This is a genomic window from Bordetella genomosp. 9 (genome assembly GCF_002119725.1).
GTDB lineage: Bacteria > Pseudomonadota > Gammaproteobacteria > Burkholderiales > Burkholderiaceae_B > Bordetella_C.
Genome location: NZ_CP021109.1, coordinates 285,896 through 297,493, shown reverse-complemented (window position 1 = coordinate 297,493; position 11,598 = coordinate 285,896). Strand labels below are relative to the sequence as shown.

The window sequence follows — 11,598 nt, the reverse complement described above, 5'->3', positions numbered from 1 at the left end:
CTACCCTGAACGTGCCGCCGCATCAGCGGCAGCAATTGACGCGCGCCGCTCGGAACTTGTTGCCGATTGTTCGGCTCTTTGCCTTTAAAACCCAATTCTTTTGGATTAGGATTTTTGCTGACCTGACCGAAGCCAAGGAACACATTTTGAAAGATCCTGCCAGCGCCACCCTTACCCCACCCGCCGGCACGACTGCCCCAAGATCCGAGAGCGACCGTTCATCGTTGTCACGCGACTCGTTGAAGCGGGCCTTTCTGGACCACCTGCTGTATACCCAGGGCAAATCCCTGGACATCGCCTCGAAGAACGACCTGTATCAATCTCTTGCCCATACGGTACGCGACCGTTTGGTGCGTTCATGGTTCGACACCACGGCCACTTACCAGAAACGGAACGCGCGTACAGTGGCATATCTGTCCGCCGAGTTCCTTATGGGCCCCTACCTGGGGAACAATCTCCTGAGTCTGGGGATATCGCACGAGATCCGTCTGGCGATGAGCGAACTTGGCCTGGACCTGGACGAACTGCTGCGACAGGAAGAGGAGCCGGGGCTCGGCAACGGCGGCCTGGGACGGCTCGCCGCCTGTTTCATCGAATCGCTGGCGACACTGGAGGTCCCGGCGATCGGCTACGGAATCCGATACGAATACGGCATCTTCTATCAAACCATCATGGACGGCTGGCAGGTGGAGAACACCGACGCCTGGCTGCGCTACGGCAACCGATGGGAGATCCAGCATGCCGAATGGGCTGTGCAGGTAAAACTGGGCGGGCACACCGAGCAGTACACCGACGACAACGGCCGGTTCCGCGTGCGTTGGGTACCCGAAAAAACCGTGGCGGGGGTCCCCTTCGACTCGCCGATTCCCGGATACCGGGTCGGCACGACCAATACCCTGCGTTTATGGCGGGCGGAAGCGACCGAAGCCTTCGATTTTCACGTTTTCAATCGTGGCGATTATCTCGGCGCGGTGAGCAAGAAGGTCACGTCGGAAAACCTGACCAAGGTGCTTTACCCGAATGACGAGAGCCGGCAGGGCAAGGAACTGCGGTTGGAGCAGCAATACTTTTTCGTGTCCTGCTCGCTGCAGGACATGCTCCGGCTGCACCGCCAGCGCGGCCAGCCGGTGACATCCTTCCACAAATCCTTTGCGATCCAGCTGAACGATACGCATCCCGCCATCGGCGTTGCCGAACTGATGCGCCTGCTGATCGACGAGCACCTCGTTCCCTGGGAGAGAGCGTGGGACATCACCCGGCAGACGTTTTCGTACACCAACCACACGCTGTTGCCCGAAGCCCTGGAACGATGGCCGCTGGAGCTGTTCCGCCGCGTTCTGCCGCGCCATCTTGAAATCATCTACGAGATCAACGCACGCTTCCTGAATGAGGCCCGCATTCACTTTTTCGGTGATGAAACCCGTATCGCGCGGTTGTCCCTGATCGATGAAAGCGGCGAACGATATGTGCGCATGGCGCACCTGGCCTGCGTCGGAAGCCACGCGATCAACGGCGTCGCCAACCTGCACTCGGAACTGCTGAAGCGGGACCTGCTCAAGGATTTCTATGCCATGTGGCCGGAGAAATTCGACAGCATGACCAACGGCGTCACGCCGCGCCGCTGGGTCGCCCTGAGCAATCCGCGTTTGACCAAGCTCATCACGCGCTGCATCGGCGACGAATGGGTCAAGGATTGGTCGCTGATATCGGGTATCGAACCCTATGCCGACGACGCGTCATTCGGCAGCGAATGGCGAGCGATCAAACGGGCCAACAAGGTCGATCTGGCAGCGGTGATTCTGCGCAAGACCGGCATCAAGGTGGACCCCGATTCGATGTTCGACGTGCAGGTCAAGCGCATTCACGAATACAAGCGCCAGCACCTTTCGGCCATCCACATCGCCGCGCTCTATCATCGGCTCAAATCGCAGCGCAATCTCGACATCGCGCCGCGCACTTTCATTTTCGGCGGCAAGGCCGCGCCTGGCTACGCCCGCGCCAAACTGATGATCAAACTGATCACCGCGATCGGCGACGTCGTCAATAACGACCCGGACGTCCGCGACCGCCTCAAGGTGGTCTTCCTGCCCAATTACAGCGTCACGCTGGGGCAGTGGGTTTATCCGGCGGCGGAGCTTTCCGAACAGATTTCCCTGGCGGGCAAGGAGGCCTCCGGCACGGGCAACATGAAGTTTGCGATGAACGGCGCCATCACCATCGGCACGATGGACGGCGCCAATATCGAAATACGGGAAGAAGTGGGCGAGGACCAGTTCTTTCTGTTCGGACTGACTGCCGAAGAGGTCTATGCCTTGCGGCGCGAGGGTTACCGGCCCATGGATTTCCTGCGCCGCGATCCGGAATTGGAAGCCGTGCTGGACCTGATACGGTCAGGCTTTTTTTCGCGAGGGGACAGCAACCTTTTTGCGCCGCTGCTGGACGACCTCATCCATCACGACCCCTATATGTTGCTGGCCGACTACGGCTCATATTCGGCCTGCCAGACCATGGTCGATGAGGCGTACCGCGATACGCAGGCGTGGACCCGCAAGTCGATACTGAATACCGCGCGCAGCGGCCGCTTTTCATCGGACCGGGCGGTGCGCGAGTACTGCGAGCGGATCTGGAAAGCCCACGCGGTGCCGGTGGAGCGGCTGTAACCCGCAGCCAAGTTGCAATCGGTAGGGGAATGTCGCCGTTGTATGAATTGTTGTGGCGAATAATGGGTGCGCAACACGGTGGCAGAGCAGCCGCCCTGTCGCCAACCCGCGGGCCCGCCCGCCGAATTCATACAACGCTGGGAGAAAAGCAATGATGAACCGTCGAAACTTCGTCAGGTTGCCTGCCGCCATGTTGCTGGCCACCGCGCTGGCCGCCTGCACGACCACCGGACCGAAATCCTCCGGCACCTCCGCCAGCAAGCGCCAGGAAATCAATGCCGGCGTGGATTCCACGCTGAGCAGGCTGTACAGCACTGTGCAGGGCTCGCGCGAGATGGCCAACAACGCCAAGGGCATCCTGGTGTTCCCCAACGTGCTGGAGGCCGGCTTCGTGATCGGCGCCCAACACGGCGAAGGTGCGCTGCGAGTGGGCAACGCCACGCAGGGCTATTACAGCCTGACGGGCGGCTCGATCGGCTGGCAAGCCGGCGCGCAGTCGCGCGCCGTGATCATTATGTTCATGGACCAGGAGCAGCTGAACAAATTCCGCAACAGCAATGGCTGGAGCGCGGGCGCCGATGCCTCGGTGGCCGTGGCGAAGGTCGGTGCGACGGGCGCTGTGGACACCAATACCGCTCGGCAGCAGGTGGTGGCGTTTTTCCTGACCAATGCCGGCCTGATGGCGAACCTGTCTTTGCAGGGCACGAAGATCACCAAACTGGATCTGTAACGGCCCCCCCGCCAGTTCCCGGGTCTTTCCTGGCCGCGCCGGGCGCACAATGCGCCCCGCGCGGCCGGTTTTTGCCGCGTCATCGTACGGCTGCCGGAATAACGCTGCGGAAAGAACGCGCCCGGGTCTATGCCAACCGTTCGATCATGGTGGCCGGCGCGTATCGGGAATCGGCGGCATCGACGCATTCCACTTGGTCCGGCGTGGGACGCCCGGCCTGCTTGCCGCGCGTTTCGTCGTCTTGCATGGCGCTGGCGCCCGGTTGCGGGTGCGGCGTCGCTCCGGCCGTATCGCGTCTGCGCCTGGGCCCAGGGACGCTTTCGAGCCGGGACACCATGTCGACGACCGCCGCGGACAATCCTTTTGGCTCCGCGCCGGAGTCATGGGGGATGCCGGCGTGGTCTTGTGCCGCCGCGGTAACGGCGCGGCCGAGCCCTTGCGCACCGTACGTTGTGCCCGGCGGCGCAGCCGGTACGTAAAGGCCGGACATGCGGGAATCGGTCGGGCTCATCGTCATCTCTTCCTCCTTACCGGCCCGGCGTGCCGGCTGCCGAAAAAAGGGAAAAAGTGTAGGGGCGCGCCGATCCCAAGTCTGTCGGAAAATTCCGATTGCGGCGCGGATCTTTCCCGCATGGACCCGGGCCCATTCCCCCGGCAAGTCGCCGCATGACCACTTGTCGATGCGCGGCGTTACGTCGGCGTCACACCCGCGCCCCGTCGCGGCGACGTGCCGGCAGCCGCGGCGGCCACCACGGCTGCCGGCGCCGATTGCGGCTGCGGTGCAGGCGCGGACGCGGGCGCAGTACGGGCCGCCGTTTCCCGCGGCGCCATGTAGGTGTGCACGGGATCCTGACCGGCCCAGGTGCATTCGCTGTCCACCATATCGCCGCGGCCGCTGAGCAGCGGGCAACGGCTGAAGATTTCGGCGGCCCAATCGGTGAATGCCCGCACCTTCGGCGACAGATGGCGATTGTGCGGGTACACCACCGAGATCGGCATGGGCTTCGGCTTCCAGGCCGGCAGAATTTCCTTCAACGCGCCGCTTTGCAGGTATGGCAAGGCCATATACCGCGGCGGTTGTATCAGCCCGAACCCCTGCAGTCCGCAGGCCATATAGGCATCGGCATCGTTGACCGAGACGACGCCGCGCATCTTCACTTCCACCGCCTGGCCGTCGACCATGAAATCCCAATCGATCACGCGGCCTGTGCGGCTGGAGAAATAATGCACGGCATGATGGTCGGCCAGGTCATCGAGCGTCTGCGGCTCGCCGTGCGCCGCGATATAGCTGGGCGCGGCGCACGTTATGCCTTCGAACATGCCGATGCGGCGGGCAACCATGCTGGAATCTTTCAGCTCGCCCACACGGATGACGCAGTCCACCGCCTCCTGGACCAGATCCACCGGACGATCCCCCATGCCGATGACCAGTTCGATATCGGGATAGCGCTGGTGAAACTCGCACAGCGAGGGGATGAGGATCAGCCGCCCGATGGCGGCCGGCGTATCGATGCGCAGCTTGCCGCGGGGCCGGCGCGAGGCATCCATGAACGCCGCCTCTGCCTCTTCGACATCTGCCAGAATGCGGACGCAGCGCTCGTAATAGGCCGCGCCATCCGGGGTAAGACTCAGCCGCCGGGTGGTGCGATTCAGCAGACGTACGTTCAGCAGCTTTTCCAGGTTCTGGATAATCGTGGTGACGGTGGTGCGGGGAAGTCCCAGGTGATCCGCCGCGCGGGTGAAGCTATTCGCGTCGACCACCCTGACGAACACCTGCATGGCCTGAAAGCGATCCATGGGTTTGACCTCGGGGATGGGTGTGACGGCATTATGAACAAATAATTGTTCGAATTGGCCGAATAGAGTTGTTCGAGTATAGATATTTATTCGGACAGACAAAACAGCCAGAATGCCGCCATTCCGATTAACCCGGCGGAAATGGACCGACAGGCTTCCCATCGCGGGCCGCCTTTTCCCATTGCCTTCCGTCACGGACGCGCGCCGCGCAAGGGCCGGTTTTCGCCAACGACCGGCTGGCCGGCAACCACGCCCTGCGTGGAAAACCATAAAAACCAGCGCGACAGCGGCCCCCTGGCCGCCGCCCCGGCATCCCCGGCCAGGGCTTCCGTGACCCGCGCCGCTGCCGCGCATGCAGCGGGGATCGTTCGCCATCGCCGCCGAGCTCCCGAACAAAAGGATCTCGACATGTCTGTGTTGCGCAGTCGCTACGCATTGGCGGCCACGTTTGCCGCTATCGTCATCGTTGGCGGTATCGCCGTCTTCCGCGGCCACGGGCCCAATACCGCCACGGCCGCCGCCGCGCCTCCAGCCGCGCCGGTCGACGTGGCGGAAGTGGTCGAACGGTCCATCACCGACTGGCAGAACTATTCGGGCAGGCTCGAAGCAGTCGACCGGGTGGAGATCCGGCCCCGGGTGTCGGGCACCCTGATCGCCGTCCACTTCAAGGACGGCAGCCTGGTCCGCAAGGGCGACGAGCTGTTCACCATCGATCCGCTGCCCTATCAGGCCGAAGTCGACCGCGCCGAGGCCAATCTGGCCGGCGCCCAGGCGCGCGTGGCCTATACGGCCTCCGAACTGGCGCGCGCCCAACGGCTGATCGCCGACAACGCCATCGCGCGCCGCGACCTGGAGCAGAAGCAGAACGACGCCCGCGAAGCCGCCGCCAGTTTGAAGGCAGCCAAGGCCGCGCTTGAAATCGCCAAGCTGAACCTGGGCTACACCCGCATCGTGGCCCCCGTGTCGGGCCGGGTTTCCCGGGCGGAAGTGACGGTGGGCAACCTGGTCGCGGCCGGGGCCGGCTCATCGCCGCTGACCACGCTGGTATCGGTGGACCCCATCTATGCGTCCTTCGACGTCGATGAACAAAGCTTCCTGAAGCACATCAACCCTGCGCGATCCGGCAAGACGGGCGAAGTCCCGGTGTTCATGGGCCTGGCCAACGAAGACGGCTATTCCCGCCAGGGCCGCGTGCAATACGTCGACAACCGGCTGGACACCAGCTCGGGCACGATCCGCGTGCGCGCCACCTTCGACAATCCGGACGGCTCCCTGGTGCCCGGCCTTTACGCCCGTATCCGTTTGGGCGGCGGCAATCCCTACAAAGCCATCCTGATCGATGAACGGGCGCTGGGCACCGACCAGAACAAGCGCTTCGTGATGGTGGTGGACGACCAGAACCGCGCGCAGTACCGCGAAGTGCAGCTGGGCGCCGCGCAGGAAGGCATGCGCGTCGTCACCGCGGGATTGAAGCCGGGCGAACGCATCGTCGTGAACGGGCTGCAGCGCGTGCGGCCGGGCGATGCCGTGGAGCCGCATGCGGTGCCGATGGCGGGCGCGCAATCCGCCATCCGGACCGGCGCCAAGCGCAGCGCCGCCAATCCCGCCTGAACTGAACCGCCCCAGAGAGCGTCATGAACATATCCAAATTCTTCATCGACCGCCCCATCTTCGCGGGCGTGCTATCGGTGCTGATACTGCTGGCCGGGATACTGGCCATGTTCCAGCTGCCGATTTCCGAGTACCCGGAAGTGGTGCCGCCTTCCGTCGTGGTGCACGCCCAGTATCCGGGCGCGAACCCGAAAGTGATCGCCGAAACCGTGGCTGCCCCGCTGGAGGAGCAGATCAACGGCGTCGAGAACATGCTTTACATGCAGGCCCAGGCGAACAGCGACGGCAACATGACGCTGACGGTGTACTTCAAACTCGGCGTGGATCCGGACAAGGCGCAACAGCTGGTGCAGAACCGGGTGTCGCAGGCGCTGCCGCGGCTGCCCGAGGACGTGCAGCGGCTGGGCGTGACCACGGCCAAAAGCTCGCCCACGCTGACGCTGGTGGTGCACCTGATCTCGCCGGACAACCGCTATGACATGACGTACCTGCGCAACTACGCGGTGCTGAACGTCAAGGACCGGCTGGCGCGCATCAACGGCGTGGGCGACGTGCAATTGTGGGGTTCCGGCGACTATTCCATGCGCGTCTGGCTGGATCCGAACAAAGTCGCGCAACTCGGCATGACCGCGACCGACGTGGTCAACGCCATCCGCGAGCAGAACGTGCAGGTGGCGGCCGGCGTGATCGGCGCGTCGCCGACGCTGGCCGACGTGCCGCTGCAGTTGAACGTCAACACGCAGGGGCGCCTGCAAACCGAGGAAGAATTCCGCAATATCGTGCTGAAGACCTCAGCCGACGGCGGTGTGGTTCACCTGGGCGACGTGGCCCGCGTGGAACTGGACGCGGCGGAATACGGCCTGCGCTCCCTGCTGGACAACAAGCCGGCCGTTGCGCTGGGCATCATGCAGGCGCCGGGCGCGAATGCGCTGGACGTGTCCAAGCAGGTGCGCGAGGCGATGAAGGAGCTGTCCGCGGACTTCCCGCCCTCGGTGAAGTACGACGTCGTGTACGACCCCACGCAGTTCGTGCGCGCCAGTATCGAAGCGGTGGTGCATACGCTGCTGGAAGCCATCCTGCTGGTCGTGATCGTGGTGATCGTGTTCCTGCAGACGTGGCGCGCCTCGCTGATCCCGCTGCTGGCGGTGCCGGTTTCCATCATCGGCACGTTCTCGCTGCTGCTGGCGTTCGGCTACTCCATCAACGCGCTGTCGCTGTTCGGCATGGTGCTGGCGATCGGCATCGTGGTCGATGACGCCATCGTGGTGGTGGAGAACGTCGAACGGAACATTGCCGCCGGGCTGTCGCCGCGCGATGCGACGTATCGCGCGATGCGGGAAGTGAGCGGCCCCATCATCGCCATCGCGGCGACGCTGGCGGCGGTGTTCGTGCCGCTGGCCTTCATGACCGGCCTGACGGGACAGTTCTACAAGCAGTTCGCCATGACGATCACGATTTCGACCGTGATCTCGGCCTTCAACTCGCTGACGCTGTCGCCCGCGCTGGCCGCCCTGCTGCTCAAGAGCCATGACGCCGAGCCGGATTGGCTGACGCGAGCGATGAACCGGGTGCTGGGCCGCTTCTTCGCCTGGTTCAACCGCGTGTTCAATCGCGCGTCGGAAAGCTATTCCGCCAACGTTGGCGGCGTGATCAAGCGCAAGTCGGCCAGCCTGGCGGTCTATGCGGTGCTGCTGGCGGCGACCGTGGGCATTTCCTATATCGTGCCCGGCGGCTTCGTGCCGGCGCAGGACAAGCAATACCTGGTGGGCTTCGCGCAGCTTCCCACGGGCGCCTCGCTGGACCGCACGGAAGACGTGATCCGGCGCATGGGCGACATCGCCATGAACGAGCCCGGCGTCGATCACGCCGTGTCCTTCCCCGGCCTGTCGATCAACGGCTTCACCAACAGCTCGAGCGCCGGCATCGTGTTCGTGACCCTCAAGCCCTTCGAGGAGCGCGTGCGCGAGGGTCTTTCCGCCGACAAGATCGCCGGTTCGCTGAACCAGAAGTTCGGCAGCGTCAAGGATGCCTTCATCGCGGTGTTCCCGCCGCCGCCGGTCATGGGCCTGGGCACGCTGGGCGGCTTCAAGCTGCAGATCGAAGATCGTGCCGCGCTGGGCTACGAAGCCCTGGACCGCGCCACGCAAGCCTTCGTCGCGGCCGCCGCCAAGGCGCCGGAGCTGGGGCCGACGTTCTCGAACTACCAGATCAACGTGCCGCAGTTGGACGTGGACCTGGACCGCGTGAAGGCCAAGCAGCTGGGCGTCAAGGTGACCGACGTCTTCGACACGATGCAGATCTACCTGGGCTCGCTCTATGTAAACGACTTCAACCGCTTTGGGCGGGTGTTCCAGGTGCGCGCGCAGGCCGATGCGCCCTTCCGCGCGCATGCCGAGGACATCGGCCTGCTGAAGACGCGCAACAGCAACGGCGAGATGGTCCCGCTGTCGTCGATGGTGCGCGTGTCGCAGACCTACGGTCCTGAGATGGTGGTTCGCTACAACGGCTATACCGCCGCCGATGTCAACGGCGGTCCTGCCCCGGGCTACTCGTCCGACCAGGCCAAGGAAGCCGCCGAACGCATCGCCGCGGAAACCCTGCCGCGCGGCATCAAGTTCGAATGGACCGACCTGACGTACCAGCAGATCCTGGCGGGCAATGCCGGCATCTGGGTGTTCCCGATCAGCGTGCTGCTGGTGTTCCTGGTGCTGGCCGCGATGTACGAAAGCCTGACCCTGCCGCTGGCCGTGATCCTGATCGTGCCCATGAGCATTCTGGCGGCGCTGACCGGCGTGTGGCTGACGCGCGGCGACAACAACATCTTTACGCAGATCGGTTTGATGGTGCTGGTGGGCCTGGCTTGCAAGAACGCCATCCTGATCGTGGAATTCGCCCGCGAATTGGAAATGCAGGGCCGCAGCGCCTTCGATGCCGCGGTGGAAGCCTGCCGCCTGCGGCTGCGCCCCATCCTGATGACGTCGATCGCCTTCATCATGGGTGTGGTGCCGCTGGTGTATTCGTCTGGCGCCGGCTCCGAAATGCGTCATGCCATGGGTATCGCGGTGTTCTTCGGCATGCTGGGCGTGACGCTGTTCGGCCTGTTCCTGACGCCGGTGTTCTACGTCGCGCTGCGCGCGCTGAATCCGCGCAAGCTGCACTCGGCTGGTCAGCACGAAGCGCCCGTTACCGCCCCGCATGCCGCGCCCGCGCCCCACGGCCACGCCGCCCGCGGCGCCGAATAACAGGATGACAGACATGATGTCCCGCATGAAAACCATCAACCGCTTTTCGCTGGGCCTGCTGACCGCGGCGATCCTGGCGGGCTGCTCGCTGACGCCGGAGTACGAGCGTCCCGCCGCACCGATGACAGCGGCCTTCAAGGAAGCGCTGCCGGCCGACCAGGCCGGTCAATGGAAGACCGCCGAGCCCGCCGAATCCGTCCTGCGCGGCGAATGGTGGAAAGTGTTCAATGACGCGACGCTGGATGCGCTGGAACGCCAGGCCGCCGATGCCAACCAGAACCTGAAGGCCGCCGCGGCCCGGCTGGCTCAGGCGCGCGCGCTGCAGCGCGAGGCCCGCGCCGGGCTTTTCCCCGAAGTCACGGCGAACTTCGGCCCCACGCGTCAACGCGCCTCGCCCGCTTCGCAAGGGCTGCCGGACAACGGCCCCGCTACCAGCAGCACGCTGTGGCGCGGCCAGCTCGGCGTGTCTTACGAAGCGGATCTGTTCGGCCGTGTATCGTCCACGGCGAATGCCGCCACCGCCGAAGCCCAGCAAAGCGAAGCGCTGTTGCGCTCGGTCCAGCTTGCGCTGCAGGCCGACGTCGCGGAAAACTACTTCATGATCCGCGAGCTGGATGCCGAGCGCCAGCTGTACGAACAAACGCTGGCCTTGCGCAAGCAGACCCTGGACCTGGTGGAACGCCGCTACAAGGCGGGCGACATCAGCGAACTGGACGTCGCGCGCGCCCGTTCCGAACTGGCTTCCGCGGAGTCCGAAGCCCTGGGCATCGACCGCCGCCGCGCGCAATCGGAGCATGCGCTGGCGGTCCTGCTGGGCAAGGCGCCCGCCGAGTTTTCCCTGCCGCCGAGTCCGCTGTCACGCATCGCGGTCCGGGTGCCCGCCGGCCTGCCGTCCTCGCTGCTGGAGCGCCGGCCCGATATCGCCGCGGCCGAACGCGCAATGGCGGCGGCCAACGACCGCATCGGAGCGGCTCGCGCTGCGTTCTTCCCGCAACTGAACATCACCGGCTACGCCGGGTACGAGTCGTCCGAACTGGGCAACCTGTTCGAATGGTCCAGCCGGACTTTCCTGCTCGGACCGCTGACCGGCGCCATGCTCAGTCTGCCGATCTTCGACGCGGGGCGGCGCCAGGCGGGCCTGGACCGGGCGCGCGCCGTCTACGAGGAAGACGTGGCGAACTACCGGCAAACCGTTCTCGGCGCCTTCCGCGAGGTCGAGGACAACCTGGCCAACCTGCGTATCCTGGATGAACAGACCCAGGCGCAGGACCGCGCGGTGCACGCATCCGCGCGCGCCGCGCAGCTGTCGCACACCCAGTACAAGGAAGGATCGATCAGCTATTTGGATGTGATCGACGCCGACCGCACGGTGCTGACCCAACAGCGGGTCTCCGTGCAGTTGGACGGCGAGCGCGCGCGATCCACGGTCAACCTGATCCGCGCGCTGGGCGGCGGCTGGGGGCTGGACAGCCTGCAGGCGCAGCAGGCGGCGGCCGGCGCCCAGGCGTCGGCGAACGGTCCCGCCGTCCAGCCGGTGGCGCAGCGCTAAGGACGAGGC

5 protein-coding genes and 1 pseudogene are annotated in these 11,598 nt (G+C 64.8%); 5 read left to right on the top strand and 1 reads right to left on the bottom strand.

Annotation, left to right across the window (positions count from 1 at the left end; genetic code table 11):
• Positions 1 to 224 precede the first annotated feature (224 nt).
• Entirely contained in the window at positions 225 to 2,660 is a 2,436-nt protein-coding gene (locus CAL13_RS01320; protein ID WP_086071266.1) for a glycogen/starch/alpha-glucan phosphorylase, read from the top strand.
• Between the two features lie 154 nt (positions 2,661 to 2,814).
• Positions 2,815 to 3,390, top strand: coding sequence for a BPSL1445 family SYLF domain-containing lipoprotein (locus CAL13_RS01315; protein WP_086059164.1), 576 nt, complete (start codon positions 2,815 to 2,817; stop codon positions 3,388 to 3,390).
• Positions 3,391 to 4,251: 861 nt separating this feature from the next.
• Here CAL13_RS01315 and CAL13_RS01305 read toward each other — a convergent pair.
• Positions 4,252 to 5,187: pseudogene (locus tag CAL13_RS01305) on the bottom strand (LysR family transcriptional regulator); the annotation flags it as partial.
• Positions 5,188 to 5,595: 408 nt separating this feature from the next.
• Between CAL13_RS01305 and CAL13_RS01300 the strand changes: the two are divergent.
• The 3 genes from CAL13_RS01300 to CAL13_RS01290 are packed head-to-tail and all read left to right on the top strand — an operon-like array spanning position 5,596 to position 11,589.
• Positions 5,596 to 6,798 (top strand): efflux RND transporter periplasmic adaptor subunit, encoded by a 1,203-nt coding sequence (locus CAL13_RS01300; RefSeq protein WP_086059163.1) that lies wholly within the window; start codon positions 5,596 to 5,598, stop codon positions 6,796 to 6,798.
• A 23-nt stretch (positions 6,799 to 6,821) separates the two neighbouring features.
• Positions 6,822 to 10,040, top strand: coding sequence for an efflux RND transporter permease subunit (locus CAL13_RS01295; protein ID WP_086071264.1), 3,219 nt, complete (start codon positions 6,822 to 6,824; stop codon positions 10,038 to 10,040).
• 25 nt (positions 10,041 to 10,065) lie between these two features.
• On the top strand, positions 10,066 to 11,589 hold the full coding sequence (locus CAL13_RS01290; RefSeq protein ID WP_269768188.1) for an efflux transporter outer membrane subunit: 1,524 nt from the start codon (positions 10,066 to 10,068) through the stop codon (positions 11,587 to 11,589).
• The last annotated feature ends 9 nt before the right edge of the window (positions 11,590 to 11,598 follow it).

Coding starts and splice junctions, on each gene's coding strand:
- CAL13_RS01315 (WP_086059164.1), top strand. CDS start 2,815: ATGAACCGTCGAAACTTCGTCAGGTTGCCTGCCGCCATGTTGCTGGCC.
- CAL13_RS01300 (WP_086059163.1), top strand. CDS start 5,596: ATGTCTGTGTTGCGCAGTCGCTACGCATTGGCGGCCACGTTTGCCGCT.
- CAL13_RS01295 (WP_086071264.1), top strand. CDS start 6,822: ATGAACATATCCAAATTCTTCATCGACCGCCCCATCTTCGCGGGCGTG.
- CAL13_RS01290 (WP_269768188.1), top strand. CDS start 10,066: ATGAAAACCATCAACCGCTTTTCGCTGGGCCTGCTGACCGCGGCGATC.